The 25,745-nt window shown below is 67.7% G+C and carries 28 protein-coding genes; 12 read left to right on the top strand and 16 right to left on the bottom strand.

Annotated features, from left to right (window positions below):
- The first annotated feature begins 72 nt into the window (after nucleotides 1-72).
- Nucleotides 73-861: a sigma-70 family RNA polymerase sigma factor gene (locus EV646_RS30605; protein ID WP_132154763.1), complete on the top strand. Its 789-nt coding sequence runs from the start codon at nucleotides 73-75 to the stop codon at nucleotides 859-861.
- Here the strand turns inward: EV646_RS30605 and EV646_RS30610 are convergent.
- From EV646_RS30610 to EV646_RS30630, 5 genes are read right to left on the bottom strand one after another with little or no spacing between them, the layout of a single operon-like run.
- Nucleotides 850-1,878: an acetate/propionate family kinase gene (locus EV646_RS30610; RefSeq protein WP_132154765.1), complete on the bottom strand. Its 1,029-nt coding sequence runs from the start codon at nucleotides 1,876-1,878 to the stop codon at nucleotides 850-852. The two genes, EV646_RS30605 and EV646_RS30610, sit on opposite strands and share 12 nt — an antisense overlap.
- Nucleotides 1,866-4,238: a phosphoketolase family protein gene (locus tag EV646_RS30615; RefSeq protein WP_132154767.1), complete on the bottom strand. Its 2,373-nt coding sequence runs from the start codon at nucleotides 4,236-4,238 to the stop codon at nucleotides 1,866-1,868. Before EV646_RS30615 ends, EV646_RS30610 begins: the two co-directional genes overlap by 13 nt.
- 13 nt (nucleotides 4,239-4,251) lie before the next feature.
- Nucleotides 4,252-5,748, bottom strand: a complete 1,497-nt coding sequence (locus EV646_RS30620) for an alpha-amylase family glycosyl hydrolase (protein ID WP_132154769.1) — start codon at nucleotides 5,746-5,748, stop codon at nucleotides 4,252-4,254.
- Nucleotides 5,745-6,068, bottom strand: coding sequence for a plasmid stabilization protein (locus EV646_RS30625; RefSeq protein ID WP_132154771.1), 324 nt, complete (start codon nucleotides 6,066-6,068; stop codon nucleotides 5,745-5,747). Before EV646_RS30625 ends, EV646_RS30620 begins: the two co-directional genes overlap by 4 nt.
- Nucleotides 6,069-6,127: 59 nt before the next feature.
- Nucleotides 6,128-7,123: a DNA topoisomerase IB gene (locus EV646_RS30630; RefSeq protein ID WP_132154773.1), complete on the bottom strand. Its 996-nt coding sequence runs from the start codon at nucleotides 7,121-7,123 to the stop codon at nucleotides 6,128-6,130.
- Nucleotides 7,124-7,205: 82 nt separating this feature from the next.
- Between EV646_RS30630 and EV646_RS30635 the strand changes: the two genes are divergently transcribed.
- The 4 genes from EV646_RS30635 (at nucleotide 7,206) to EV646_RS30650 (ending at nucleotide 9,981) form a co-directional block, all read left to right on the top strand.
- Nucleotides 7,206-7,379, top strand: a complete 174-nt coding sequence (locus tag EV646_RS30635; protein ID WP_132154775.1) for a CsbD family protein — start codon at nucleotides 7,206-7,208, stop codon at nucleotides 7,377-7,379.
- 21 nt (nucleotides 7,380-7,400) lie between these two features.
- Nucleotides 7,401-8,264 (top strand): hypothetical protein, encoded by an 864-nt coding sequence (locus EV646_RS30640; RefSeq protein WP_132154777.1) that lies wholly within the window; start codon nucleotides 7,401-7,403, stop codon nucleotides 8,262-8,264.
- A 41-nt stretch (nucleotides 8,265-8,305) separates the two neighbouring features.
- A complete protein-coding gene (gene ku / locus EV646_RS30645) occupies nucleotides 8,306-9,205 on the top strand; it encodes a non-homologous end joining protein Ku (RefSeq protein ID WP_132154779.1) in 900 nt (299 codons plus the stop codon).
- 62 nt (nucleotides 9,206-9,267) lie between these two features.
- Nucleotides 9,268-9,981, top strand: coding sequence for a sulfite exporter TauE/SafE family protein (locus EV646_RS30650; RefSeq protein ID WP_199237284.1), 714 nt, complete (start codon nucleotides 9,268-9,270; stop codon nucleotides 9,979-9,981).
- Here EV646_RS30650 and EV646_RS30655 read toward each other — a convergent pair.
- A complete protein-coding gene (locus EV646_RS30655; protein WP_241996430.1) occupies nucleotides 9,968-10,837 on the bottom strand; it encodes a LysR family transcriptional regulator in 870 nt (289 codons plus the stop codon). The two genes, EV646_RS30650 and EV646_RS30655, sit on opposite strands and share 14 nt — an antisense overlap.
- Before the next feature lie 73 nt (nucleotides 10,838-10,910).
- Here EV646_RS30655 and EV646_RS30660 point away from each other — a divergent pair, with 73 nt between their 5' ends.
- Nucleotides 10,911-11,582, top strand: a complete 672-nt coding sequence (locus EV646_RS30660; protein ID WP_199237285.1) for a type 1 glutamine amidotransferase domain-containing protein — start codon at nucleotides 10,911-10,913, stop codon at nucleotides 11,580-11,582.
- On the opposite strand, the gene EV646_RS30665 is transcribed toward EV646_RS30660, so the two are convergent.
- From EV646_RS30665 to EV646_RS30675, 3 genes are all read right to left on the bottom strand, one after another.
- Entirely contained in the window at nucleotides 11,555-12,199 is a 645-nt protein-coding gene (locus EV646_RS30665; protein ID WP_241996431.1) for a hypothetical protein, read from the bottom strand. The genes EV646_RS30660 and EV646_RS30665 overlap by 28 nt on opposite strands.
- Nucleotides 12,200-12,343: 144 nt before the next feature.
- Nucleotides 12,344-13,006 carry a DUF6766 family protein gene (locus tag EV646_RS30670; protein ID WP_132154785.1) on the bottom strand — a complete coding sequence of 221 codons (663 nt, stop codon included), beginning with the start codon at nucleotides 13,004-13,006 and terminating at the stop codon, nucleotides 12,344-12,346.
- 29 nt (nucleotides 13,007-13,035) lie between these two features.
- Nucleotides 13,036-13,209, bottom strand: a complete 174-nt coding sequence (locus tag EV646_RS30675; protein ID WP_199237306.1) for a hypothetical protein — start codon at nucleotides 13,207-13,209, stop codon at nucleotides 13,036-13,038.
- Nucleotides 13,210-13,228: 19 nt separating this feature from the next.
- On the opposite strand from EV646_RS30675, the gene EV646_RS30680 reads away from it, so the two are divergent.
- On the top strand, nucleotides 13,229-13,702 hold the full coding sequence (locus tag EV646_RS30680; protein WP_132154787.1) for a MarR family winged helix-turn-helix transcriptional regulator: 474 nt from the start codon (nucleotides 13,229-13,231) through the stop codon (nucleotides 13,700-13,702).
- Between the two features lie 12 nt (nucleotides 13,703-13,714).
- Nucleotides 13,715-15,817 carry a thiamine pyrophosphate-dependent enzyme gene (locus tag EV646_RS30685; RefSeq protein WP_132154789.1) on the top strand — a complete coding sequence of 701 codons (2,103 nt, stop codon included), beginning with the start codon at nucleotides 13,715-13,717 and terminating at the stop codon, nucleotides 15,815-15,817.
- Here EV646_RS30685 and EV646_RS30690 read toward each other — a convergent pair.
- Nucleotides 15,810-16,283: a DnaJ family domain-containing protein gene (locus tag EV646_RS30690; RefSeq protein WP_132154791.1), complete on the bottom strand. Its 474-nt coding sequence runs from the start codon at nucleotides 16,281-16,283 to the stop codon at nucleotides 15,810-15,812. The two genes, EV646_RS30685 and EV646_RS30690, sit on opposite strands and share 8 nt — an antisense overlap.
- A gap of 104 nt (nucleotides 16,284-16,387) precedes the next feature.
- Here EV646_RS30690 and EV646_RS30695 point away from each other — a divergent pair, with 104 nt between their 5' ends.
- The 3 genes from EV646_RS30695 to EV646_RS30705 all read left to right on the top strand — a co-directional run bounded on the left by EV646_RS30695 (nucleotide 16,388) and on the right by EV646_RS30705 (nucleotide 20,520).
- Nucleotides 16,388-16,969, top strand: a complete 582-nt coding sequence (locus EV646_RS30695; RefSeq protein WP_199237286.1) for a hypothetical protein — start codon at nucleotides 16,388-16,390, stop codon at nucleotides 16,967-16,969.
- 69 nt (nucleotides 16,970-17,038) lie between these two features.
- Nucleotides 17,039-18,583 carry an aldehyde dehydrogenase family protein gene (locus EV646_RS30700; RefSeq protein ID WP_132154793.1) on the top strand — a complete coding sequence of 515 codons (1,545 nt, stop codon included), beginning with the start codon at nucleotides 17,039-17,041 and terminating at the stop codon, nucleotides 18,581-18,583.
- Between the two features lie 758 nt (nucleotides 18,584-19,341).
- Nucleotides 19,342-20,520 (top strand): NAD(P)/FAD-dependent oxidoreductase, encoded by a 1,179-nt coding sequence (locus tag EV646_RS30705; protein WP_199237287.1) that lies wholly within the window; start codon nucleotides 19,342-19,344, stop codon nucleotides 20,518-20,520.
- Nucleotides 20,521-20,575: 55 nt separating this feature from the next.
- On the opposite strand, the gene EV646_RS30710 is transcribed toward EV646_RS30705, so the two are convergent.
- From EV646_RS30710 to EV646_RS30720, 3 genes are all read right to left on the bottom strand, one after another.
- Nucleotides 20,576-21,253, bottom strand: a complete 678-nt coding sequence (locus EV646_RS30710; protein WP_132154795.1) for a DUF4106 domain-containing protein — start codon at nucleotides 21,251-21,253, stop codon at nucleotides 20,576-20,578.
- A gap of 154 nt (nucleotides 21,254-21,407) precedes the next feature.
- Entirely contained in the window at nucleotides 21,408-22,784 is a 1,377-nt protein-coding gene (locus EV646_RS30715) for an aromatic amino acid lyase (protein ID WP_132154797.1), read from the bottom strand.
- Between the two features lies 1 nt (nucleotide 22,785).
- Nucleotides 22,786-23,916 (bottom strand): ornithine cyclodeaminase family protein, encoded by a 1,131-nt coding sequence (locus EV646_RS30720; RefSeq protein ID WP_241996432.1) that lies wholly within the window; start codon nucleotides 23,914-23,916, stop codon nucleotides 22,786-22,788.
- A gap of 41 nt (nucleotides 23,917-23,957) precedes the next feature.
- Here EV646_RS30720 and EV646_RS30725 point away from each other — a divergent pair, with 41 nt between their 5' ends.
- Nucleotides 23,958-24,179 (top strand): CysS/YqeB C-terminal domain-containing protein, encoded by a 222-nt coding sequence (locus EV646_RS30725; protein WP_132154799.1) that lies wholly within the window; start codon nucleotides 23,958-23,960, stop codon nucleotides 24,177-24,179.
- Here the strand turns inward: EV646_RS30725 and EV646_RS30730 are convergent.
- From EV646_RS30730 to EV646_RS30740, 3 genes are all read right to left on the bottom strand, one after another.
- Nucleotides 24,157-24,543 carry a pilus assembly protein CpaE gene (locus EV646_RS30730; protein ID WP_132154801.1) on the bottom strand — a complete coding sequence of 129 codons (387 nt, stop codon included), beginning with the start codon at nucleotides 24,541-24,543 and terminating at the stop codon, nucleotides 24,157-24,159. The genes EV646_RS30725 and EV646_RS30730 overlap by 23 nt on opposite strands.
- 73 nt (nucleotides 24,544-24,616) lie before the next feature.
- Nucleotides 24,617-24,979, bottom strand: coding sequence for a hypothetical protein (locus EV646_RS30735; protein ID WP_132154803.1), 363 nt, complete (start codon nucleotides 24,977-24,979; stop codon nucleotides 24,617-24,619).
- Nucleotides 24,980-25,000: 21 nt separating this feature from the next.
- Nucleotides 25,001-25,687 carry a M15 family metallopeptidase gene (locus tag EV646_RS30740; RefSeq protein WP_132154804.1) on the bottom strand — a complete coding sequence of 229 codons (687 nt, stop codon included), beginning with the start codon at nucleotides 25,685-25,687 and terminating at the stop codon, nucleotides 25,001-25,003.
- Nucleotides 25,688-25,745 lie beyond the last annotated feature (58 nt).

Consider the following 25,745-nt stretch of genomic DNA (forward strand, 5'->3'; position numbering starts at 1 on the left):
TCTGGTGGAGGTACGTGGTTCAGCCGTGACGCCACCGACCCGCAGGACGATACGACGACGAGGTTTCTCACCGTGACGATCGCACCTGTCCTCAGCGCTGCGGATTCGAAGCAGCGCATCGCCGATACCACCCACGAACTTCTCGTCGAGGCCGACGGCGTCCCGGATCCGCGCCATCAGGAGCTGCTCGACGAGGTTGTCATCCTGAACGCACCGGTCGCCCGCTCGATCGCCTCGCGCTACCGCAGCAAGGGTGTCGACCCGGACGACCTCGAGCAGGTCGCCTACCTCGGCCTGGTCAAGGCCGCGAACGGATACCGGCTCGACGCTGCCACCGCCTTCCTGTCGTACGCGGTACCGACGATCAGAGGCGAGCTCAAACGGTACTTTCGCGACTGTGCCTGGACGGTCCGGCCGCCGCGGCGGGTGCAGGAGATGCAGGGCTCCATCGCCGCCGCCGAGCCTGAACTCATCCAGCGCCTTGGGCATGTCCCCACCGACGAGGAGACCGCTGCCGCATTAGGCACGGACGCCGAAGAGGTCGCCGAGGCGACGTCGATCCGCGGCTGCTTCACCACACTGTCGCTGGATGCTCCCGGCTCGGTCGACGGTGGCACCAACCTGCTCGACACGGTCGCCGACTCAGAGGACGGCTACGACCTGGTCGAGAACGTCCACACCCTCACCCCCGCGGTCGCTACGCTCGGCGACCGCGACAAGCGCATCCTCGAGCTCCGCTTCCGCAACGGCCTGACCCAGGAAGAAATCGGCCACGAGCTTGGCGTCAGCCAGATGCAGGTCTCCCGCCTCCTCCGCAACATCCTGGAAAAGCTCCGCAGCTCCCTGGCCTCAACTCATTAATGGGCGGGCTTGCGCGGCCATAGTGAGGTCCTCGCGCGCCGGTACGACGTACGCCGTCACCGCTGATCCAGGAGCGGTGACGACGTACGCGTCGCTCTCGTTGGCCTCCAGGTCGAGTACGACACCCAGCCACGCGAGGCGGCGACACGCGGCGGCCCTGAGTGGCGCCGAGTGCTCGCCGGCACCACCCGTGAATACCAGCGCGTCGATACCACCCAGCGACGCGGCCATCCGGGCGATCTCGCCGACAAGACGATGCAGGTAGACGTCAAAGGCCAACCGATTGGTTTCGCTGTCGAGGGCCGCCAGGATCTCCTGCAGATCGCCGGTCTTGCCGGTCAGTCCGAGCAGTCCGGAACTGTGTTCAAGTGCGTCGCTGATCTCGTCGGCGGTCAGTCCGCCGGTGGTCTGCAACCACATCAGCAGGCCCGGATCGACCGAACCCGAGCGCGTAGCCATCACCAAACCGTCCACCGGCGTGAACCCCATTGTCGTGTCGACGGACACGCCATCGGCGATCGCACACAGCGACGCTCCTGCACCTAGGTGGCAGCTCACTATCCGCCTGGCCTCGACCGCCTGAGCGACGTACTCATGAGAGAGCCCGTGGAAGCCATACTTCCGCAGGCCGAACCGCTCCCGCCATTCCTGCGGCAGCGCGTACGTCGCCGCCGCCATGGGAATGGTCTGGTGGTACGACGTGTCGAAACACGCCACCACCGGTCGCCCGCCGCGCCGTGACTCCCGGATCAACCCAAGCGACCTCGGCTGATGCAACGGAGCCAACGGGACCAGCTCCTCGATCGCCGCCTCGACTTCGTCGTCGACAACGACCGCGCCGCTGTACGACCCGCCATGGACGACCCGATGGACAACCGCGTCGGCCTGCAGCGACTTCAGCGGTTCGGCTGATCCGTCCCAGTCGGAGATCGACCGCTCGTCCAGCACTTGGTCGTCGTCAGCCAGCACCCGCAGCTTCAGGCTGGACGATCCCGCGTTGACGATCAGGAGGTCCATCGCCAGTCCCGCACCTCCGGCAGGTCCTCGCCGTACGTCGTGACATGGCTCCGATGCCGCACCCGCTGGTCGGCGAAGTACTGCCGCGCCGTCACCGCGCGCGTCCCGAGGGACGGCACGCGATCGATCACGTCCATCGCCAGGTGGTACCGATCGAGGTTGTTCAGCACCACCATGTCGAACGGCGTGGTCGTCGTACCTTCCTCGATGTAGCCGCGGACGTGCAGGTTGTGGTGCCCGTGCCGCCGGTACGTGAGCCGATGGATCAGCCATGGGTAGCCGTGATACGCGAAGATCACCGGCTTGTCGGTGGTGAACAACGCGTCGAACTCGGCATCCTCCAACCCGTGTGGATGCTCGCGGGAGTCCTGCAATCGCATCAGGTCGACCACGTTGACCACCCGGATTCGCAACCCAGGAAGGTGTTTCCGCAGCAGGTCGACCGCGGCGAGCGTCTCCAGCGTCGGTACGTCGCCGGCGCACGCCATCACCACATCGGGATCGCCCGCGTCGTTGCTGGCGAAGTCCCACACGCCGATGCCACGTGCGCAGTGCAGCGCGGCCGATTCCCAGTCGAGCCAGTTCGGTTGCGGTTGCTTGCCTGCGACAACGACGTTGATGTAGTTGCGGGTCCGCAGGCAGTGATCCATTGTCGACAGCAACGTGTTCGCATCCGGCGGCAAGTACACCCGGACCACTTCCGCCTTCTTGTTCACCACATGGTCGATGAACCCGGGATCCTGGTGCGAGAACCCGTTGTGGTCCTGCCGCCAGACGTGCGACGTGAGCAGATAGTTCAGCGAAGGGACCGGCCGCCGCCAGTCGAGCCGGTTGATCGTCTTCAGCCACTTCGCGTGCTGGTTCACCATCGAGTCGACGATGTGCACGAAGGCCTCGTACGACGAGAACAGCCCGTGCCTACCGGTGAGCAGGTACCCCTCCAACCAGCCCTGGCAGGTGTGCTCGCTGAGCAGCTCCATCACCCGGCCGTCCGGCGCGAGGTTCTGGTCGGTGTCCCGCCGGCCCGCGAGCCACGCCTTGCCGGTCACGTCATAGACCGCGTTCAGCCGGTTCGACTCGGTCTCGTCCGGCCCGACCAGGCGCAGATTGTGATAATCGGCGTTCAACTCGAAGGCATCCCGCAGGTACGCCGCGAACACCTTCGTCGGCTCCCCGTCCTCAGCTCCCGGCGACTTCACCGGTACGGCGTACTCCGCAACCTGCGGCAGTTCGAGATCACGCGCCACCAGCCCTCCGTTCGCCTGCGGACACGAACCCATCCGCAACGACGGCCCGGGCGCCAGCTTCAGCAGCCGCTCGACCGGTCGCCCGGCTTCGTCGAACAACTCCTCCGGACGGTACGAACGCAGCCAGGACTCCAACTGCCGCAGGTGTTCCTCGTTCGTCCGTACGCCGGACAACGGCACCTGATGCGATCGCCAGGTGTCCTCGACCGGCTCGCCGTCGACCGTGTGCGGGCCGGTCCAGCCCTTCGGCGTCTTCAGCACGATCATCGGCCAGGCAGCCCGGGCCGGGCTTTCCGGGGCGGTCCGAGCCTCGAGCTGGATCTCGTCGATCCGGTCCAGACAGCGATCCAGGGTTGCCGCCAGCGCCTGATGCACTGTCGCCGGATCCGAGCCTTCCACCAGATACGGCTCATGACCGTATCCACGGAGCAACGCAGTCAGTTCGTCGTCACCGATCCGTGCGAGCACTGCCGGGTTCGCGATCTTGTAGCCGTTCAGATGCAGGATCGGCAGTACCGCGCCGTCCCGGGCTGGATCGAGGAACTTGTTCGAGTGCCACGACGTCGCCAGCGGCCCGGTCTCCGCCTCGCCGTCCCCGACCACGCAGGCGACGACGAGGTCCGGGTTGTCGGCGGCGGCGCCGTACGCATGACTCAGTGAGTAGCCGAGTTCGCCGCCCTCGTTGATCGATCCCGGAACGTCGGCCGCGACATGACTCGGGATGCCGCCCGGGAACGAGAACTGTTTGAACAGCCGCGTCATCCCGAGCTCGTCCTGGGTCGTGTTCGGGTAGGCCTCTGTCCAGCTCCCTTCCAGCCAGGTGTTCGCCACGATGGCCGGGCCGCCGTGGCCGGGACCGATGACGTACATGAGTTGGCGTTCTCGTTGCCGGATCACCCGATTCAGGTGCGTGTAGAGGAGGTTCAGGCCGGGCGTCGTGCCCCAGTGGCCGAGCAGGCGGGGTTTGATGTGCTCCGGCCGCAAAGGTGCCTTGAGCAACGGATTTGCGAGCAGGTAGATCTGGCCGACGGACAGGTAGTTGGCCGCCCGCCAGTACGCATCGAGGCCTTGCAACTCCTCGTCGCTCAGCGGGGTGGCGTCGATCTGTTGCACGAGCTCCTCCGTTTCAGGTGTCTGTCACGCGTAGCCAGCGATAGCCGTAACCGTTCAGCTGCACGGCGCCAGTGGTCGCCGGCTCGTAGTTGCTATCAGCAAGCAAGTCGGCCATGACGTCGTACGGCAGGGTGACCTCGACCTCGCGGTCGGCGAGGTTCACCAGCATCAGCACGGCTTCGCCGGACCGGTGGTGCAGCAGGCCGAGGACCGAGGGTTGATCAAATGTCAAGGATTCACACCACCGCACGGGCAGGGCGCCGAGCTCGCGGCGGCGGCGCACCAGCTGGGAGACCCGGCTCAGCAGTGATCCGCTGCGCAGATCCTGATCGTCGACCTTGTCCCACTCCATCGGCGTCCGCACCGGTTCCCGATCGGGGAGCGACAGGTCGTCCGCCATACCGATCTCCTCGCCGTACCGGACGATCGGGACACCCGGCAACGACTGGACGAGTGCATGGGCCATCGCGACCCGCCGATCGCTGCCCAGCATCGGCGCGAGCCGGCGGCGGATTCCGCGCCCGAAAGCCCGCATCTCCTCCTTGGGCGCGAAGGCGGCGAGCACCTCGTCACGTTCGGAAGCTGTCAGCCGTTCGAGGTCGAGCTCGTCGTGGTTGCGCAGCCAGTTGACGTACGTACAGGCGTCCGGCGGCTGCGGCTGGTCCCGCAACGCGCGTACCACCGGCTCCGCCTCACCACGCGCCATCGCGAGGAAGATCAGGTTGTTCATCCAGAAATTCAGTACGGCGTGCAGCCGGTCGGCGTCGCCGAAGTAGTGCCGATACTCGTCCGGCGGCGCATCCACTTCGCCCATCATCGGAGCGCCGTTCCCGGCCGAGCAGAGCTCGGTGAGGAACCAGAAACCCCGATCGCGTTCGTCGATCGCCGCCGCCTGCCGGACCATGTAAGGCACCGCGTCCACCCGGAACCCGTCCACGCCCCGATCCAGCCAATGCCTGACGATCCTTCGGATCTCCTCCAGCACCGCCGGATTCCCGACGTTCAGGTCTGGCTCGTGGCGGTAGAACGCATGCCGGTAGTACTTCCCGGCCGTCTCGTCGTACGCCCAGACCGAGTCCTCGGCACCGGGAAAGACCGGCTCGCTCACGACCCCGTCGTCGTACGGCTCGGACGCCCAGACGTAGTAGTCCCGGTACGGCGATTCCGGATCCTCCCGAGCCGCCTTGAACCACGGATGGTCGATGGAGGTGTGCTGTACGACGAGCTCCACCAGCACCCGCAGCTCCACCTGATGGCAGCGCGCGACGAGCTTCTCGAAGTCCGCCATGGTGCCGAACCGCGACGACACGTCACAGTGGTCGACGACGTCGTACCCGCCGTCCCGGTACGGCGAGACGTAGAACGGCTGCAGCCAGACGGTGTCGGCCCCGACCGCGCGGATGTGATCGAGCCGCCGCAGTACGCCGTTGAGGTCGCCGAGACCGTCCCCGTCGGTGTCGAAGAAGGTCGCGGGGTCGAGCTGGTAGATCGCCCTTCCGTCGAGCCTCAGCGTCCTACGGCCTTCTCGAGCTGGGCCTTGGTCATCTTCGAACGGCCCTTGATGTTCTTGTTCTTGGCCTCGTTGTAGAGCTGCTCCTTGGTCCGGCCCTTCGACCCGCTGTGCGAGCGCAGGCCGCCGCGCCGTCCGGACGAGATGTCGTCGGTGGAGGTACGGCTCTTCTCCTTGGCCTCGCCGGAACGCGCCCGCTCCTTGTTGACCGTGCGGGCAGCGATCTCCTCGGCCTTGTCCTCGCTCCGGCCGCGCTTCTTCAGGCCGGCCTTGATGTGCTCGTACTGCCGCTCACGCTTCGGGCTCGATCCTGCAGGCATGGCAATACTCCTCTCAGCTTTCAGCCGTCCAGCCCGGTACCCGCTGTGCAACCGGGCAATCAACCTTCAGCAAGCAGCCTGGCCACGGAGCGTTCCAGCGCGAGACGGGTCTTCTGGTCGTCCAAATCGTTGCCCCGCTTCCGGACCGCCGCCGCTACCGTCCGGCCCTGCTCGTACTGCGTGACGACGCGTGGATCGACGTACGACGACCTCGCCACGGCCGGCGTATTGCCGAGATGGTCGGCGACGTCCGCGAACATCTCCTTCACCGCCTTCTTCGTAGCAGGCAGGTCCGCTTGGGCAAGATCCACCGCGGCATGCACGGTCGCGGTCCAGGTCCGCAGGTCCTTCACCGTGAAGTCGTCGCCGACCAGTTCCTGGAACCGCTCGTTGATCATGGTCGCGTCGATCTCATGCCAGCCGTCGCGGTCGCGGTATACGAGCAGTTGCGGCTTGCCGTGGCGGGCCCGTTTGAGCGAGGAGACAGCTTCGACCAGGTGGTCGTCCGACAGCTCGATGACCCGTTCGACGCCGCCCTTGGCGACGAAGTCGAACACCAACTTGCCGTCGCGGACCTGTACGTCGTCGCGGAGTAGCGTGGCGGCGCCGCGGCTGCCGTGTTCCTCGGCGTACTCGGTGTTGCCGGTCCGGAAGACGCCGTGGTCGAGCATCCGCAGCGCGACCGCGAGGACCCGCTCGCGGCTGATTCCCTTGCGGCAGAGGTCGCGGTCGACGGCCTTACGAAAGGCCGGTAGCCGGCGGGCGAGACGCCGTACTCGATCATGCTTGTCGGCGTCCTGGGTGGTGCGCCAGTCGTCGTGGTAGAGGTACTGGCGGCGGCCGGCGTCGTCGGTGCCCATCGCCTGCAAGTGACCGTTCGGATACGGACAGATCCAGACGTCCTTCCAGGCCGGCGGAATGGCCAGCGCGCGGATCCGCTCCAGGGTCTCCGGGTCGGTGATCCGCTTGCCATCGGCATCGCGGTAGACGAAGCCACGCCCGTGCCCCCGCCGGGTCAGGCCGGGCTGGGCCGGATCGCTACGTCGTAACCGCATACCCATCCGATACCCGGACCGCATGCATGGGGCGGAGAAGCGGCGGGAACCGGGGGGCCACGGACCCACGAAGGAGAGACGGATGGGTACTGGAGACAAGGCGAAGAATGCTGCCGAGGCGGCAAAGGGCAAGGTCAAGGAAACGACCGGCGACGTCACCGACAACCGCGATCTGGAGGCGAAGGGCCGGGCGGAGAAGACCAAGGCGGACCTGAAACAGGCCGGCCAAAAGGCGAAGGACGCGCTCAAGGACTAGGGTCTGGGGTAGTTTCGGGGAGTGGACTTCGACGAGGCAGCCGACGCGCTCTATGCGACGTCGGCTGCCGATTTCATTGCTACCCGCAACGAGCTGGCGAAGCAGCTGAAAGCGGACGGCGATCAGCTCGGATCGACCCGGCTGAAGGCGTTGCGGAAGCCGACCGTCGCCGCCTGGGTGACGAACCTGGTGGCGCGCTCGCTGCAGGACGAATTGGACGACCTGCTCGCGCTGGGAGACGAGTTCCGCGCGGCGACCGCGGACCTGGACGGCGAGCGGTTGCGTGAGCTGACGCCGAAGCGGCACCAGCTGATCGACAAACTGGCGAAGGACGCGTCCAAGCTGGCCGAGAAACAAGGCCAGAAGGTCAGCGCCGACGTCGGTCAGAAGCTGCGCGAGACGCTCGACGCCGCGTTGGTGGACCCCGCCGCGGGCGGCGCGGTACGGGAGGGGCGCCTGAGCAGCGCGCTCCGGCATGTCGGGTTCGGCGTCGTCGACGAGAACGGCGAACCGGCCAACGTCACCCCGCTCACCGACGAACGCCGGCAGAAGGCCCGCGAGCGTCGTCAGGCGACGGCCAAGGTCGAGGAGGAGTCGGCGGCCGCCAAGCGCAAGCGGGAACAGGCCGAGCGGGCCGAGGAAGAACGCGAGGCGGCGGAGAAGGCTCAGGCCAAACAGGCGTTCGAGGACGCGGTCGCGGCGGCGCAGGAGGCCGAGGCAACGGTCGAGGACCTCGACAACCAGCTCGACGCGGCCCGCGAGGCGCTGGCCGAGGCGCAGGAGCTCGTACGACGGCTGGGCGCGGAGCTGGACGAGGCACGCCGGGCCGCCCGGGACGCACAGAAGGAGAGCCGGGAGGCGCGGAAGCGGTACAACCGGCTCTGAGCCGGGTACCGGGCCTCTTGGCTGTTTGAGAGGAGTGAGCGATGGCGCGGTCGATCTGGAGCGGGTACATCAACTTCGGGCTGGTCTCGGTGCCGGTCGGGATGTACAGCGCGACCGAGGAGCACGAGCTCGACTTCCACCAGTTCCAGAAGGGGACGTCGGACCGGATCCGGTACAAGCGGGTGAACGAGCGTACCGGTCGTGAGGTGCCGTTCGAGAAGATCGTCAAGGGGCACGACGTCGGCGGCGGCGAGTACGTCATCGTCGATCCGGAAGAGCTGGAGGACATCGCGCCGGGCAAATCCCGGTCGCTGGAGATCTCCACCTTCGTCGACCTGGACGAGATCGACCCGATCCATTTCCAGAAGAGCTACTACCTCGGTCCGTCGGACAAGGAGAACGCGTCGTCGTACGCGTTGATGCGGGACGCGCTGGCGAAGACGAACCGGGCCGGGATCGCCAAGTTCGTGATGCGCGGCAAGGAGTACCTGGCCACGATCCGGGCCGACGGCAAGGTTCTGGTGCTGGAGACGATGTTCTTCGCCGACGAGATCCGCGACCCGGCCAAGGAGGTCGGCAACCTGCCAGCCAAATCGGGCGCGACCAAGCAACTGTCGATGGCGGTCAACCTGATCGAGGCGATGAGCGGCGAGTGGAAGCCGTCCGACTACAAGGACACCTACACCGAACGGGTGCAGAAGCTGGTCGACACCAAGCGCAAGGGCAAGGAGGTCGTCTTCACCGAGGAGGAGCCCGAGGCCACCACCTCCACCGACCTGGTCACCGCCCTCCGAGCCTCCGTCGAAGCCGCCCGCTCCCGCCGCGGCAGCACGACGAAGAAGTCCACCGCCAAGAAGACGGCGAAGAAGTCCACCACGAAAAAGTCGACAGCCAAGAAGACCACCACCAAGAAAGCCAGCACTCGGAAGAAAGCGGCCTGAGCACCCACCGCCGGCGCGGGCGGCGTCGTCGCCTGTGAGGTTGATCGATAGAGTTCGGGGTCGTGGGTGCCGCGGAGTTGATGTTGGGGGGCATCGTTCTGCTGGGGGCTTCGGTGCAGTGGTTGACCGGGATGGGGTTCGCGCTGGTTGCTGTGCCGGCGTTGGTGTTGCTGCTCGGTCCGGGTGACGGCGTAGCGCTCGCCAACTGTGCGGCCGGGGTCATCTGCCTCGTCGGGCTGACGAGCGGCTGGGAGCGGGTGCGGCTCAAGGCGATGGTCCCGCTCATCCTCGCGGCCGCCTGCACCGTTCCGCTCGGCACTTGGGTCTCCAACCGCCTGCCGGAGCCGATTCTCTTCGTGAGCATGGGCGCCTTGGTGATCGTCGCCGTACTCCTGATGTTGCGCGGTGCCCGGGTCCACTCTCTCAGCGGTCTCAGCGGTGCCCTCGGCGCGGGCGCGGCGGGCGGCTTCATGAACGCAGCGGCCGGCCTCGGCGGGACGCCGGTCTCCCTCTACGCCGTCAACGCGGGCTGGACGATCCGCGAGTTCGTGCCGAACGGGCTCTTCTTCGGGCTCATCGTGAACATCTTCTCGGTCGCCACCAACAGACTCCCGCACCTCACGCAAGGCAACTGGATAGCGGCGGCCACCGGCCTCGTCCTCGGCGCGCTCATCGGCCGCGCCCTCTCCGGCCGCGTCCCCGAACGCCACGCCCGGCGCCTCGTCCTCCTACTCGCCCTAACCGGCGGCATCTCAGCCGTCATCAAAGGCCTGTAGCCCGAACCAGTTCATCCCGTACAACGACCGCCGCACTCCGCGGCCCAGCGTCCGACCGCGTAACGACGTACAAGGTGTTCAGCGGCGGCAACTCCGGTTCGGCCAGCAAGACCAACTCACCAGTCGCCAGCAACTCGTCGCACAGATAGGTCGGCAACACACTCGCACCCGCACCCCGTCGTACGGCGGCCAGCACACCGCGCAGATCGGGTACGACGAGATCCACCGTCCGGGTCAGCCGGGTCCCGAACACGCTGCGCCAGTAGCGCCGGATGATCGGCGCCTCCTCGGCATACGCGACCAATGGGATCTTGCGCAGCGGCTCCGGCGACGTGATCGCCGTACCGGTCGACCATTGCGGCGCGGCGACCAGCGCGAACACCTCGTCGTAGAACGGCGTCACCCGAAGGCCCGGGCGGCGGGGCCGGACCGAGCTGATCACCAGATCGAGACTGCGGTTGAGCAGCCGATCAAGCAGGTCGTCGGGCAGGCCGAACGTCGTACGTACCTGCAGACCGGCCGCGAACCGGCCCGCCAGCGCCGGCAGGACTTGATCACACAGGAAGTCAGCAGGACCACCGAGGTGAACCGTGCCCGTGGTGGGCGCGTCGAGCTCGTCGCGGAGCAGTCCCTGCAGGGCGTCGATCGGGTCAGCGATTCGGCGAGCCAGTTCGTCGCCTGCGGAGGTCGGGCGGACGCCGCGAGCCTGGCGTTCGAAGAGTGGGCGGCCGAGCGCGGCTTCCAGCGCCTTGAGCTGCGCCGTCACGGTCGGCTGCGACAGCCCGAGGACTTGCGCGCCGGCGGTGATCGAGCCGGCCCGGTGGACGGCGAGGAAGCTGCGAAACAGATCCAACATATCGGAAATCCTATGCCTCACGGCGATTTTTCCTATTGGTTTCCGATAGCCCGACCAACGCATCATGGTGCGCATGACACGCGTACTGATTGCACTCACCAGTCACTCCGAGCTCGGCGGCACCGGGCGTCGTACTGGCTTCTATGTCTCCGAGGCGGCCGAGCCGTGGGCGGTCTTCCAGGAGGCCGGATTCGACGTCGAGCTGGTCTCGGTCGCCGGCGGGCGACCGCCGCACGACGGTCTCGATGAAGACGACCCGATCCAGCAGAAGTTCCTCGCCTCCGTGGACCTCGACCACACCCCGACCGCCGCCACCCTCGACCCCACGTCGTACGACGCGATCTTCTTCGCCGGCGGACACGGGACCATGTGGGACTTCCCGGATGACAAGGCGCTGGCGTCACTCGCCGCGGCGATCTACGAACGTGGTGGCGTGGTCGCCGCCGTGTGCCACGGCCCTTCCGCCCTGGTCAACCTGAAGCTCTCCGACGGGAGCTACCTGGTCGACGGCAAGAACGTCGCCGGCTTCACGAACGCGGAGGAAGCGGCGGTCGGGCTCACCGACGTCGTGCCGTTCCTCTTGGCCGACGCGTTGACGGCTCGTGGCGCCGTACATCACCCAGCTGCGAACTTCGCGCCGCAGGTGGTCACCGACGGCCGCCTGGTCACCGGGCAGAACCCTCAGTCCGCCACTCTGGTGGCTCAGGCCGTGGTTGCTCAGTCACCTCGGGCGGGAAGCAAGTAGGAGCTCGGGTTCGCGGGGGCGCCGGCGTCGATCCAGCGCTGGAAGCCGTCGGGGTTACGACGCTCGAACTCGTCGAGGCAGATGCGTCGTACCTCGGCGACTGCCTGGCGGTCGCGCATGTCGGCGCCCTGCGCGAGCGTGCTGCTCGTCTCGGCCCAGACGCCGCACAGTTCCTCGATGCTCAGTGGGCACTGGAGCGAAGCGATCAGGTGCTCGTCCTCCAGGAACTCCTGTTCGGTGAGCCGCTCGAGCTTCCGCTGCCGCCGCGACTTGCGCGGCTTGCGAGCCGGCACCACGAGGTCGATCAGCACGAAGAGCCCGGCGACGAGCAGCGCCACCGCCACCCCGAGCGCGCCCCACGCCAACAGCCGCACCAGCCCCGGCAGGCACAGCACGCCGGCCGCCGCAGCCCCCGCGACAACCATCGCCGACTCGTACGGCGCGTCGTCGACAACGTGCCGGATCACCGCGGCCACCGGCCAGACCAGCACGAACACCACAGCGAGCAGGATCGAGGCCGCCAGCGGGCCAAGCAACAGCACCCCAGCGAGAACCCCGGTCGTCCCCACGCCAAGCCCTGCCGCGACGGCAATCCGCCGTACCAGAGGTGACCTCACCAGAACTCACACACCATCGCCACGAACCACCTCACAGCCAACCCCACCCACGCCTACCCCGACCAACGAACACGACCACTTCACCGTTCCCCAAACCCCTGTCCGCACACCTGGCCGCTCAGCCAGCAGCTGAGACGCAGGAGCTCAGTCACCGGTTTCGGCGTGAGGCGTGTGAACTGGCTTGGACTGCGCGGAGTGACGCTGGCGGAGGAAGATCGAGCCGCCGATGATGGCCGCGACGGCGAGGAACTCGCTCTGCCAGTTCTGGAACGACTCGTACCAGAACTGCGACGTCTGCAGATAGGCCCAGGTGGTGACCGCCTCACCACCGTGCAACTGCTGCTCCTCGCTGTACGCGCGTGCCCCGGTGACCGCATGCAGCCACAGCGACAGGAAGAACACCAGGCCGAACGCGATCGCCAGCGAGTTCTCGTACAACCACAGGATCGGCTCGGACCCTCGTCGTACCGGCCAGGGCGCGTTGCGGTCGTTCCGGTGCTCCCGCGGGTCCTCGTCCTGCGGGGCCTTACCGTTCAGCGGCCGCGACTCCGCGGACCCTTTCTGCACCAGGTACGCCGTGAGCAGGACGTACATGCCCATCTGCAGGAATTCGGACTCCCAGTTCTCGAATACCGCCTCGCCGAACGAGGCCGAGCCGACGTACTGCCCCAGGCTCTGCGCCGGCTGCCCGTGGTCGGCGAGCTCGGAGTTCTCCTGCGCGTGCCCGGTCAGGACCAGTCCCAGCAGGAACAGGAAGAACAGCACCAGATTGACCGTCAGCAACGCCCGCAGCCGAATCCATCGCATGTCTCATCCGGTACCCGCCCTCAACCGGTTCAGGCGGCGACCGTGGCCTCCGTGGGCTGGTCCAGCGGGTGAGCGATCTCGTCGGACGGCATCCGGCCGAAGTACACGACCAACAGCGACACCAGCGCCGGGCCGGCCAGCGCCATCGACAACGGCATCAACAGCAGCGAGACGAAGAACAGTTCGCATGTCAACTGTTGCACCGTGTACTAGACTTCCGCCATGCCGACGACGATGAGCACCGAGCAGCTCGGTGCCTGGCGAGCGATGTACCGCGCGGACACCCTGCTGTTCACGCATCTCGACAACACGCTGCGATCCCGGCTGAAGATGGGCTACTTCGAGCACGAGGTGCTGCGGATCCTCGACCAGGCCGGCGGCCGGATGCGGATGGCGCCGCTGGCGACGGAGCTGATGATCTCCCGGAGCGGCTGCACCCGGCTGATCGGGAAGCTGGAGGACAAGGACGGCTGGGTCGTCCGCCGGAACACTCCGGAGGACCGCCGGGCCATCTGGGCCGAGCTCACTCCGGCGGGCCGAGAGGCGCTCGCAGCTGCTCAACCCGTGGTCGACGCTGTGGTATCAACCTTCTTCGCCGATCATGTATCGAGTGAGGACCTTCGCCGCGCGAGCCGAATCCTGGATGTCCTGGCCGACGCGAACCCGAATGACGACGGCTTCGACTGCGGGCTCTGAGGGGCTGAGCCGGTGACCGCCGTCGACGAGCGGTTCGCCGAACGCGTCCGCGCGCTCAAACCCACACCGTGCGAGCACCCAGCCGACCTGCTGCGCAGCCTGTACGACGCCCAGCTCGGCAGCCGGCACGCCGACCTGGCCGCCCGGTGGATGCAGTCGCAAGGCCAAGGCTTCTACACGATCGGCTCCGCCGGTCACGAGGGCAACGCGGCCGTCGCCGCGGCGCTGCAGCCGACCGATCCGGCGCTGCTGCACTACCGGTCCGGTGCGTTCTATCTCGCCCGTGCCGACCAGTGCGGCTCCAAGGAAGGCCTGCGCGACATCCTGCTCGGCGTCGCGGCTGCGACCACCGAGCCGATCGCCGGCGGCCGGCACAAGGTGTTCGGCCGGCACGACCTGGCGATCATCCCGCAGACGTCGACGATCGCGTCCCATCTGCCGCGGGCGATGGGGGTGGCGTTCTCGATCTCGCGGTCGGCGAAGCTCGGCGTACCGTCGCCGTGGCCGCACGACGCGATCGTGGTGACGAGTTTCGGCGACGCCTCGGCGAACCACTCCACTGCGACCGGCGCGATCAACGCCGCGCTGCACGCGTCGTACCAAGGACTGCCGATGCCCTTGCTGCTGGTCTGCGAGGACAACGGGATCGGTATCAGCGTGCGTACGCCGGAGGGCTGGATCAAGCAGGCGTACGGGCAGCGACCCGGGCTGCGCTACTTCGATGCCGATGGCACCGATCTTGCCGCGACGTTGACGATGGCAACGGAAGCGGCGACGTTCGTACGGCGGAACCGGCGGCCCGCGTTCCTGCGGCTCCGAACGGTCCGGCTGCTCGGACATGCCGGATCGGATGTGGAGGCGGCTTATCGATCGCCCGGGGAGCTGGCGGCCGACGAGGAGCTGGATCCCTTGCTGGGTACGGCGCGACTGCTGCTCGGTGCTGGCTACTCGGCCGACGACCTGATCGAGCTGTACGAGGACAAGCGCGCCGAGGTGATGCGGATCGCGACTGAAGTTGCGGGCCTTCCGCAACTGTCGTCGGCGGAAGCCGTTGCCGCGCCGCTGCGTTTTCCGCAGCCGGCGAAGGTGTCGAAGTCGTTGCCTCAACGCAGTAAGACAACCGACCTCCTGACCCTCAGCCAGTCGATCAACCGCGCCCTGTCCGACATCCTCGCGTCGTACCCGGAAGCGATGGTGTTCGGGGAGGACGTCGGCCGCAAGGGCGGCGTGTACGGCGTGACCCGCGGACTGCAGAAGGCGTTCGGGCCGGCCAGGGTGTTCGACACACTGCTGGACGAGCAGTCGATCCTCGGGCTGGCGCTCGGCGCCGGAGTGTCGGGATTGTTGCCCATCCCGGAGATCCAGTATCTGGCCTATCTGCACAACGCCGAGGATCAACTGCGAGGCGAGGCCGCGTCGCTGAAGTTCTTCTCCCAGGAGCAGTACCAGAACCCGCTCGTCCTGCGGATCGCCGGTTACGGCTACCAGAAGGGCTTCGGCGGGCATTTCCACAACGACGACGCGATCGGCGTACTCCGGGACATCCCGGGCATCGTCATCGCCTCACCGTCGCGACCAGACGACGCGGCCGCGATGCTGCACACGTGCGCAGCCGCAGCGCGTTCGTCGGGGACTGTGAGCGTGTACCTCGAGCCGATCGCCCTCTACCACCGACGAGGTTTGTACGACGACACCGACGAGCGCTGGCTGGCGCCGTACCCGACCGAGGAGGTGCCGATCGGCCGCGCACGCACGTACGGCGACGGGACCGAGCTGACCATCGTCACCTTCGGCAACGGCGTTCCGATGAGCCTGCGGGTGGCGGCGAAGATCCCTGGCATCCGCGTTCTCGACCTCCGCTGGCTCGCGCCGTTGCCGATGGACGACTTGTTGCGCGAGGCAACAGCAACCGGTCGCGTCCTGGTCGTCGACGAGACCCGCCGATCCGGCGGCGTCTCCGAAGGCGTGCTCGCCGCCCTGATCGACTACGGCTACACCGGCCGGCTGGCCCGCGTGGCCAGCCACGACTCCTACGTCCCACTGGGCGCGGCCGCCCACCACGTCCTGGTCAGCGAGCGGGAGATCGCCACCGCCGCCCGCGAACTGATCAGCTGAACAACCGCTGCCAGAACGACTTCTTCCGCTCCGGCTCCGGAGCGGAAGCGGGCTTCGCCGCAGGGTCGGGCCGTTCGGCGCGCCACTGCGCCAGGATCGCTTCCTCGTCCACCGTGCCGACCGGGACGACCGGTCCGGTGGTGTCGCGAATGCTGATCAGGATCCGCTTGTTCAGATCGGCCAGGTAGTCGCGGACCTGGGCCTCGCGACGCATGCCCCGGACCTTGTCGTGGACCTGCTGTTTCTCCTTGCGCAGCAGGACCGCGGGCGGCAGCAGCGCCTCGGTCTCGATGTTCTCGCGGCGGATGAAGTCCTTGACCCACCAGTCCGGATCGTGCGAGTCCGCGAGCTTCAGCGGCTTGCCCGCTCCGGCCAGGTCGTCGAACTCCCCGGTCCGCTGCGCATGCTGGATCTGGGCCTCGACCCAGTCCTGGGTCGACATGTTCGGTGGTTTGCGCTCCGTCACGCCCGCACCTCTATCTGTCTCGCCGACAGTTTCGTCGCGGTTGATCTTACCCGCTTGTGAATGCAGTCACAAGCCTTCCTGGCGTGCCCCCGGATACTGGGACGGTGACCCTGACCGACGAAGAGATCGCGGCCATGACGGCGGCCGAGCGGCGGGACCTGATCCTGCGGTTGGCGCCGGCCCCCGGCCGGATGGTCTCGCTCCGGACGATCGAGCGGATCCGCAAGTGGCGGACGGTGCTGATGCTGCTCTGCGTGGCCGCGCTCATCCCGTGGACGGTCTACCTGGCCGTCACCCTGCCCCAGCACTACGTCGCGCGGAACTGGGTCGCCACCTGGGTCGGCTTCGACATCCTGCTCCTGACCATGCTCGCGCTGACCGCGATCGCCGGCTGGAAGCGCAAGCAACTGGTCTTCCCGACCGCGTTCGCGTCCGGGGTGCTGCTGATCTGCGACGCCTGGTTCGACGTGATGACCAGTCAGCGCGGCTCCGATCTCACCCAGGCCCTGCTCGGCGCCTTCCTCGTCGAGCTCCCGCTGGCGTTCATCCTGATCGCCGGCCCGCTCCGTCTGCTCCGGTACGTCGCCGTACGCCACGGCCTGATCCACCCGCACATGCACCTCTGGCGGATGCCGATCCCGATCCCGGACCTCTACCCCGGCCGCAAGCTGCCCCCGCACGCTTAAGCCACGATCCGCGACCCCGGGCGTGCATCGCGGCTTAGGGTGGTGCCACCAGCGAAAGGGGATGCGCGGATGGCGGTCGAGGTTCGGTCGGTTGTGGCCGGTGAGCGAGTCGCGGAGGCGGTACGGCGTACTCCGTCGACCAATCCGGCTCAGTTGAGCGATGTCGTGGGGACGGTCGGCAGCGCGGGACCAGAGGTGTTCGTCCGGGCAGCCGAGGCGGCTCGCGCGGCTCAGCCGGCCTGGGCCGCGACGCCTGCACCGCAGCGCGGTCAGGTGATCGCGAACGTCGGCCGCCTGATGACCGCGAACAAGGAGCGCCTCGCCGCGCTCGTCACCCGAGAGATCGGCAAGCCGCTGGCCGAGGCGCTCGGCGAGGTGCAGGAGATCATCGACACCTGCGACTTCTTCATCGGCGAGGGCCGCCGGCTCTACGGACAGACCGTTCCGTCCGAGATGCCCGATAAGCAACTGTTCACCTTCCGCCGCCCGGTCGGCACGGTCGCGGTGATCACCGCCGGCAACTTCCCGGTCGCCGTACCGTCCTGGTACATCGTCCCGGCACTGCTCTGTGGCAACACGGTCGTCTGGAAGCCGGCCGAGTACTGCGCGGTCGTCTCCGACGCGTTCTACGAGATCTTCGCGCACTCCGGCGTACCGGCCGGGGTCTTGAACGTCGTGTACGCCGATGGTCCGGACACCTTCAGCGGACTCGAACAGGCCCTCCAGTCGGGCCTGATCAACAAGGTCGGCTTCACCGGCTCCAGCGAGGTCGGGAGCCGCATCGGCGAGCTGTGCGGTCGCCACGTGCAGACGCCGTGCCTCGAGCTCGGCGGCAAGAACCCGATGGTGATCACCGAGGACGCGGACCTCGACCTGGCCGTCGAAGGCGCGCTCTTCTCCGGCTTCGGTACGGCGGGTCAGCGCTGCACCTCGCTCGGCACGGTCATCGTCCACGAGTCGGTGCATGACGAGTTCGTTCTGCGCTTCACGCGAGCAGTCGAGGACGCGGCGATGGGTGATCCGACTGCCGACGTGCTGTTCGGCCCGCTGCTGGACGAGAAGTTCGCGGCTGGGTTCGAGAAGTCGCTGGGCTGGATCGCGGGCCACCATCGGGTGATCGGCGCGACGGGGCGGGTCAGCGCGGAGAACCCACGCCGCGGTTTCGTCGGCGACCCCGCGGCCGGGTTGTTCTACCACCCGGTGATCGTCGACGGGGTCCGGCCGGACGACGAGCTGTTCCTGAACGAGACCTTCGGCCCGGTCGTCGGCATCACGACGTACTCGACGCTGGACGAGGCGATTGCCCTCGGCAACAAGTCTGGGTACGGCCTGTCCAGCTCGATCTACACGACGGACCCGAACAAGGCGTTCCGGTTCGCTTCCGGTATTTCGGCGGGAATGGTGAGTGTCAACAACTCCACCTCCGGCGCCGAAGCGCACCTCCCGTTCGGCGGCAACGGCAAGTCGGGCAACGGCTCCCGCCAGAGCGGCGTCTGGGTCCTCGACCAGTTCACCCGCTGGCAGTCGATGAACTGGGACTACTCCGGCAAACTCCAAAGAGCCCAGATGGACACCGAAACCGTCGCAGCAGACCTCACCTACCAACTCCCGTAACCCGCTCACACCCACCCCCGGCCCAGCATCCGGTGGGCGAGCCCAGCATCCGGTGGGCCAGCCCACCGCCCGTGCGCCAACCCACCAGCTTGCGAGTTCGCTACCGGCACTCCGTGTGCGACCCACCATCTGATGGGTTCACCCACCAACCCGCGATCCCCGGTCGATCGACTTCCCAACGCCTGCCCGGCCGATCCCGCCGATCTCCGGAACATAGTTTGCGCCAGGCGCAAACTATGTTCCGGAAACCCAAGGAGAACCCCCGGCACGCGGGGCGGCATGCTGCGGGCACGCGTCGCGAGCGGCACGCGGGGGGTGGCACGCGGGGGGTTGGCACGCGGGGGGTTGGCGCGCGGGGCGACTATTCGATGGGTCAACCCACCAGCTTGCGGGTTTGCCACCGGCACACCGTGGGTGAACCCACCATCTGATGGGCTCACCCACCAACCTGCGATCCCCGAAGCCAGCTGCTCCCCAACCTCTGCCCGGCCGATTCGCGCCGATCTCGGGAACATAATTCGCATCAGGCGCAAATTATGTTCCCCGAAACCCTACGAGGACGCGGGCCTAGCCGATGTAGAAGCACGCGGAGGGGAGCACACGCCGGAGGGGTTGGGCGGCACGCGGGCCGGGTGCGGGCGGCACGCCGGAGGGGGTGAGCGGGGCGCCGGGTTGGGGTGGGCGGCGCGCGGGGTGGGTTGGCGGGGGGTGGGCGGGTGGTTGAGGGTTGGGGTGACGGCGAGCGGAGGGATGTGGGGATGGCGGCTGCGGTTCAGGCCGGTGGGCGTGGGGTGCCGGACGCCGCTGAGGTGGTGGTTGTCGGCGGTGGGGTGATGGGTACGAGCATCGCGTTTCACCTTGCCGAGGCGGGGGTGGAACGCGTCGTACTGTTGGAGCGCGACGAGCTCGGTTCCGGGTCGACGTCGAAGGCAGCCGGCGGGGTGCGGGCAAACTTCTCCGACGAGCTGAACATCGCGCTCGGCGCCCGCAGTCTGGAGGCGTTCGCAAGCTTTGCCGAGCGCCCTGGTCAGGAGATCGACCTGCATCGCGTCGGATACCTGTTCCTGCTCGAAACCGCCGATCAGCTCGAGCTGTTCCGCGAGAGCACGCGCCTCCAGAACGCTGCCGGCCAACCGACCCGGATGATCGAGGTCGACGAGGCAGTCCGGCTTGCGCCGATCATCTCCCCGGACGGCCTGGCCGGCGCCTGCTTCTCCGCTGCGGACGGACACTGTACGCCGGAATCAGTCGTCCTCGGCTACGCCACAGCCGCCCGCCGGCTCGGCGCAACTCTGGTCACCAAAGCCGAGGTCGTCGGAATCGATGCTGACGGCAACCACATCCAGACGGTCCGGACCAACCGCGGCGACATCCGCACCAGCACGGTGATCTGTGCCGCCGGCGCGTGGTCAGGACAGCTCGGCGAGATGGTCGGCGTCGACCTCCCCGTCACCCCACTGCGCCGCCAGATCGTCGTCACCGAGGCGGTCCCCGACCTCCCGTCGAACCTGCCGATGACGATCGACTTCGCCAGTACCTTCTACTTCCACCGCGAAGGTCCGGGACTGCTCGTCGGGATGTCGGATCCGGACGAGCAACCAGGCTTCCACCTGAACCGAACCGACGACTGGTTGCCGCGACTGACCGAGGCGATGGAACACCGCGCACCGTCGTTGCTCGACGTCGGCCTGACCAGCGGGTGGGCGGGCCTCTACGAAATCACGCCGGACCACAACGCACTGATCGGCGAGGACGACGGAATCTCCAGATTCCTTTACGCCACAGGGTTTTCCGGCCACGGCTTCCTGCAAGGCCCGGCCGTCGGCGAGATCATCCGCGACCTCTACCTCGGCCGCGAACCCTTCGTCGACATCAGCCCGCTCGACGTCCGCCGCTTCCAGGCCAACACCCACCGCGCCGAGCGGAACGTGGTCTAGTCGACGACCGCACCGGCCGTGAGGTTGAGCGCCGTACCGGTGAGGATTCGGTTGATCAGGGGCCCTCGGGCGGTGGGCCCGAGGGCCAGTTGTCGGGGTCGCAGTACTCGGGATCCCAGCCCTGCTGGAGGCAGTACTCCCGCAGCAGCTCATCCCGGGATGGCGGGGTGCTCGTGGTCGGCCGCGGCGGCCGGATCGTCTTGGTCGCCGTTGCCGACGGCTTGGTCGGCGTCGACTGAGCACGGTCGTCGGACTGAGCCGTGGTGCGCCGCTTCGTCGGCTGCTGCGTCGGTTTGCGCGACGGCGTGACCGTGGACTTCTGCACCGGTGGCGGCGCCGAGGTGTGCTGCGTCGTCTTCGGCGGTACGACGGGAGTCGGAGTCGCGGACGGCGTCGTACTGTCGTCGGCGAAGTGGATCGCAGTACGGTCGCCGGAGTCGCCGCCGAACATGCCGATCGCGGACAGCGCCCAGAAGTTGACCCCGAGGAACAGCATCAGCGCGCCGGCTCCGGCGTACACCGCGCGACGCGACGGGCCGCCGTACCGGCCGACCGGACCGCGGACGGGATTGCCCTTGCCGTCGACCCAGAACCGCCAGCCCGGGGGCGGCGGTGGCCAGGATGGATCGGGATGCCAGGTCTTGGGTGGGACCCAGTGACGGCGGGGCGGCGACGGCCAGGTCGGCGGAACCACGAACCGCTTCAACGACTTCCCTCCATCTCCGCCGATCATCGACTCAGGCTAGGGGATCCACGACTGCCCTGGACAGTGCTCTCAGGTCAGCTCTTCGTTCAGAATCCACAAGCCCGCATCAGTCCAACGACACAGACCCCGCGCAAGCTACTTGCAACTACCAATTGATCGGCGTGTCGCACTGGCTTTTCGATCAACGACTGTGTGAGCCACCAGCAATGACTGACGGATCAAGGAGATCCAGCAGTCTGGCCAGGTCCTCGCCGAACGGACGGTCGGCTTCGATCGGCGGTACGACGGCCGCGACGTCGCCGAGCAGTTGACGCAGACCTGGTGGATACGGGCGCTTGGCGAGAGCGAAGGCCTGGTGGACGGCGAGGAGTTCGCAGGCGGTGACCTCGCGGGTCAGGCGGACGGCGTCGGCGAGGACACCGACGGCCTCCCAGCTGAAGGTCTGGACGTCTTCCTGGCCGTTGGACGTCTCCGCCGTACTGGTTGCCGAGGGCAACGTCAGGCGGCGAAGGGCGTGAGTGGTGGCGACGGCTCGTTTGTGGACGGCGACGAGACCGGCCTGCGGGCCTGGTTCGTGGGCGAGCTGAGCGGGGAGGCCAGTGACGGACGGGTCGAGCAGGCGGTGGAGCCGGGCGGCGGAGACCTCGGCCGCGTGGGCGAGGGCAGCGGTCAGGTGATCGCAGTGCGCGGCGAGGTCGATCCCGTGAAAGCCCGCCGTACCGATGAACTCGCCATCCAGGTACGCCGGTGAGTCGGTGACCCCGGCGAATGCCCGGTCGACCGCCTCCTCGAGCTGGGTCAGGGTCCGTCGAACGTGCGCGATCACGTGCCCAGCAACGCGAAACGAGACCGGCGCTTGCAGACTTCGCGGCTCAGCTTCGGGCCCGGCAAGATCCCTGAGCCGGGTGAGCTCGGCCGCCAGCACATCGTCGCCTCGGGCAGTGAGTGGGTGGTACGGCGCACGGTTCGCGCCGATCACAGCGATCGACCCGGCCGCGGCCGCGCTCAGGTGATCCACCAGCCGACGGGCTCGGGAAGCGTGGAGCGCCGCCCGGCCGGTCGCGCCCGGAATCCCGGCAAGGAGCGCGATGCCCTCCTTGGGACCAAGCTCGAGCCGGAGCGAGCCAAAGGCATGGGCCAACGGGATGATCTCCCCGGCCGAACCAGCGCCGCCCGCGGGGATCTCGGGCATTTCGCCACTGTTGATCAAGGCAATCAATCGCTGAATCAGCTCGACGGAGACACCGGCATCACCGGTCAGGAACGTCCGCAGCCGGCCGATCAGCACAGCGCGTGCTTCGTCGGGCGGGAGCCACGGCGGACCTCCGACCGCCCGGCCGAGCAGGAGATTGCTCTGGTGGGTGCGCTGTTCCTCCTCGGTCAGGCGAACCTTGCTCATGGCCCCCATTCCGGTGTTGACGCCGTAGACAGGATCACCGGCCTGCAGCGCGCGGAGTACGTCGTACCGGATCTTCGCGAGGCGGTCGAGCAAGGCCGGCGCGAGCTCGATCGGCTCGGGGCTGGCCGGGTCGAGGTCGGACGGCTCGGTGATCAGCATGTCAGTGGAACCGGAGCATCGTGCCGACGTCGGCGGCTTCGGCCTTGCGCAGGATCAGGTGAGCGATAGCGACGTCCAGCAAGGACAATCCGCGATGCCAGAAAAGGTTGCGCTCGGCATCGTTCTCCCGGCCGGGTTTACGACCGGCAACGATCTCGCCGAGTTCGGCGTACAACGTCTGCGGTGACAACCGGCCCGAGTCGACGTGCCGCCGCAGCGACCCGAATCGCCCGGACTGCGCCTCGCGCCAGTCGTCCACGACCACCTTGTCCATCACGTCGAGCAGATCGAGCTCAACCGCGCTGACGGTTCCGTACGGCACGACGAATGCGCCCGGCTTCACGGCCGATGTCCGCAGCAACGGCTCCGGTTCGGTCAGCCGCGTCGCCTCGACCAGTACGTCGGCACCGTCGAAGGCTTCCTCGGCCGTCGCCACCACCCGCACAGGCGTGGACAGTTCAGCGGACAACTCGGCCGCGAACTTCTCCCGCGACTCCGGCCGCCGCGACGTCACCCGGATCTCGTCCAGGTCGAAGAGGTCGTCGAGCATGGTGACGTTCCACCACGCCGTACCGCGAGCTCCGGCGTGTCCGAGGATCTTGCTGTCCCGCCGGGCAAGGTGCCGCGCGCCGACCGTGGTCATGGCACCGGTCCTTGCCGCGGTGATCATGGTCGCGTCCAGCACTGCCAGCGGAACGCCGGTCGTCGGGTCGAACAGCGTAGCCATCGCCAGCTCGCTGGGTAGGCCCTTCTGGTAGTTCGGGACGAAGTCGCCGACCACCTTCACCCCGCTGATGCCGTGCTCGCCGAGGCCGTCGAGGTGACCGCGCAGGACATTGAAGTGGCCGATGCCGCCGTTGTCCGGCATCAGATGCACCCGCGGCTCGAAGCTCGTCCGGCCTTCGCCGTGCTCCCGGACAGCTTCCTCGACCGCATCCACGATCTCCAGCCGAGTCAACCCGAGCTCGTCGATCTCCGGGCCGGAGAGGAACCGCAACCAAATGCCGCCTGTCACCTGGTCGAGCGTACCGACGGACAGGAGGTAGTCGGCCCAGCGGCCCTGCCGCCGGGCCCGCTGAGCGTGCGAGGCGGCATACGTAGAGGAGTACGTCCTGTTCTTCGGTTCCCTCATTCGATACTAAAGTTCTCCGCTGGCTCCACTACGTTCGGGGCATGGCGGACAGCACCGTGATCGGGCATTCGGCGGCGGACAAGGTGATGCTGTTCGGCGGGTTCCCGCTGGTCGGGCTGGCGCGGTCGAAGGCCTTCGAGGACGGCGACAAAGGCAAGGCCGACCTGCGCGAGCTTCGCGACGAGGTGGCGAAGCTCGGTTACACGGTGAAAGACCGGGAGAAGAAGCAGTACTGGCGGGCTACGCGCCCAGCAGGTGGATGACGGCGTCGGCGTAGGCCTGTTCGGCGTCGGGGGCGGTATGGGTCGTGTTGGTGAGCTCGACGGTGTAGCCGTCCGGCACGGCTTCCAGTTTGCGGAAATGCTCGCCGAGGAGGGCGCGGAGCTGCTCCTCGCGGGGCAGCCAGATGACCTCGCGTTGCTCGATGCTGTCCAGGGCCCACTCGGTGGTGCCGTTGAAGCCGATCACCTTGCTGCCCTGGTAGTCGTGCACCTCGACGGTCATGTCGCTCACCACGAACACGTCGTCGTCCATGTCCCGGTCCGGTACGACGAAGCGATCCCCGGCCGCGGGTGCCCACAGCACCCCAGCCTTGCGCAGTCGCCCGGCCTGCTCGATCGTGATCACCCCTCCATCCTCCCCACGCCACTCAAGCTCTGCACCTCACCAGGCGAGCCGTGAGACGCCGGGTGACGCCGGGTCAGCGGTTCAGGGCGGCCCGGAGCTCGGCGGCGCGGCGTGCGATCCGGTCGTGCGACGCGGTGGTGAGCGGCAGGTCCACGATGGCTGTCGCCTGCAGGTGGCTCACCTCGAGCAGCTCCCGCAGACGCCGTACGGCGGTCTGCCGGTCCGGCGACGTCTTCAGCACGCTCAGCACCTCGGCGCGGCGCTCGAACGCGGCCAGGATGCCGTCGTAGATCTCCAGCTGCGTGTGCGCGGACCGGTCCGGCTCCGTCACTGCGGTCTCGTCTGCCTTCCGGATCACCTGGCGCCACAACGTGGGTACGGCGAGCCGGGAACGGCCGTAGCGCCGGGTCACGGGCTGTGCATAAGTCATCGTCATGGTGATCTCCTCTTTGTCAGATCAGTCGGACACGGGTCGCGCGTACGGTTCGCGCGGTGGGCATTTCGTGCCGGGGGTGGTCAGCGCCTCGAAGTGCCAGGGTTCGTTGTCGTACCGGCGGCACACGCCGTACCGCCAGCCGTTCCGGTTCAGCCATTGCCGAGCCGCCGCCGGCCCGATGTCGACGGCCGTGCCCTGCACGTGCGCGGAGTACTTCGGCGGCAGCACCCAGCGCGTCGCCGCCTTGTAGGAGCCGTACTTCTGGATCGCCTCGTTCAGCAGCCGCTGCTGCTTGGCCGCGCTCCGGCGACCGGAGGTGATCCTGATCGTGATGCCGTCGGCCCGCGCGCCTGCCATCGCCTTCTTGAGGCGAGACTTCAGTTTCGGCGACAGCCCGCTGATGCTGCTTTCGCCGTACGTCGGCTTGGTCGTCGGCTGGGTCTTCTTCGGCGGCTTGGTCGTCGTACGGGTCGGCGTGGGAGTCGGCGTACGCACGGACTTCGTCGTGACCGGCGGCCCGGAGACCGCGGGGGCGTTCACGCTCGACACCACCGGCTCCTTGTCCGCCGCGAGTCCGAACAACTCCCCCACCTGTCCGTGCCAGATCACCAGCGACCCGACCGCCAGCACCACTCCGCCCGCCCCGATCACGGACAGCAACCGCAGCCGAACCGAGGCGGTCCGACGGGGCGGCGGGTCGGTCGTCATGGGTACAGCCTTTCGGATTCGGCATGGTCGGTGCATCGGTCCCAGGGACCGTGTCTGC

It is taken from the genome of Kribbella antiqua (genome assembly GCF_004345665.1).
Classification (GTDB): Bacteria; Actinomycetota; Actinomycetes; order Propionibacteriales; family Kribbellaceae; genus Kribbella; species Kribbella antiqua.

Coding starts and splice junctions, on each gene's coding strand:
- EV646_RS30610 (WP_132154765.1), bottom strand. CDS start 1,878: ATGGACCTCCTGATCGTCAACGCGGGATCGTCCAGCCTGAAGCTGCGG.
- EV646_RS30625 (WP_132154771.1), bottom strand. CDS start 6,068: ATGCCTGCAGGATCGAGCCCGAAGCGTGAGCGGCAGTACGAGCACATC.
- EV646_RS30630 (WP_132154773.1), bottom strand. CDS start 7,123: ATGCGGTTACGACGTAGCGATCCGGCCCAGCCCGGCCTGACCCGGCGG.
- EV646_RS30635 (WP_132154775.1), top strand. CDS start 7,206: ATGGGTACTGGAGACAAGGCGAAGAATGCTGCCGAGGCGGCAAAGGGC.
- ku (WP_132154779.1), top strand. CDS start 8,306: ATGGCGCGGTCGATCTGGAGCGGGTACATCAACTTCGGGCTGGTCTCG.
- EV646_RS30655 (WP_241996430.1), bottom strand. CDS start 10,837: ATGTTGGATCTGTTTCGCAGCTTCCTCGCCGTCCACCGGGCCGGCTCG.
- EV646_RS30660 (WP_199237285.1), top strand. CDS start 10,911: ATGACACGCGTACTGATTGCACTCACCAGTCACTCCGAGCTCGGCGGC.
- EV646_RS30670 (WP_132154785.1), bottom strand. CDS start 13,006: ATGCGATGGATTCGGCTGCGGGCGTTGCTGACGGTCAATCTGGTGCTG.
- EV646_RS30680 (WP_132154787.1), top strand. CDS start 13,229: ATGCCGACGACGATGAGCACCGAGCAGCTCGGTGCCTGGCGAGCGATG.
- EV646_RS30700 (WP_132154793.1), top strand. CDS start 17,039: ATGGCGGTCGAGGTTCGGTCGGTTGTGGCCGGTGAGCGAGTCGCGGAG.
- EV646_RS30705 (WP_199237287.1), top strand. CDS start 19,342: ATGGCGGCTGCGGTTCAGGCCGGTGGGCGTGGGGTGCCGGACGCCGCT.
- EV646_RS30710 (WP_132154795.1), bottom strand. CDS start 21,253: ATGATCGGCGGAGATGGAGGGAAGTCGTTGAAGCGGTTCGTGGTTCCG.
- EV646_RS30715 (WP_132154797.1), bottom strand. CDS start 22,784: ATGCTGATCACCGAGCCGTCCGACCTCGACCCGGCCAGCCCCGAGCCG.
- EV646_RS30720 (WP_241996432.1), bottom strand. CDS start 23,916: ATGAGGGAACCGAAGAACAGGACGTACTCCTCTACGTATGCCGCCTCG.
- EV646_RS30725 (WP_132154799.1), top strand. CDS start 23,958: ATGGCGGACAGCACCGTGATCGGGCATTCGGCGGCGGACAAGGTGATG.
- EV646_RS30735 (WP_132154803.1), bottom strand. CDS start 24,979: ATGACGATGACTTATGCACAGCCCGTGACCCGGCGCTACGGCCGTTCC.
- EV646_RS30740 (WP_132154804.1), bottom strand. CDS start 25,687: ATGACGACCGACCCGCCGCCCCGTCGGACCGCCTCGGTTCGGCTGCGG.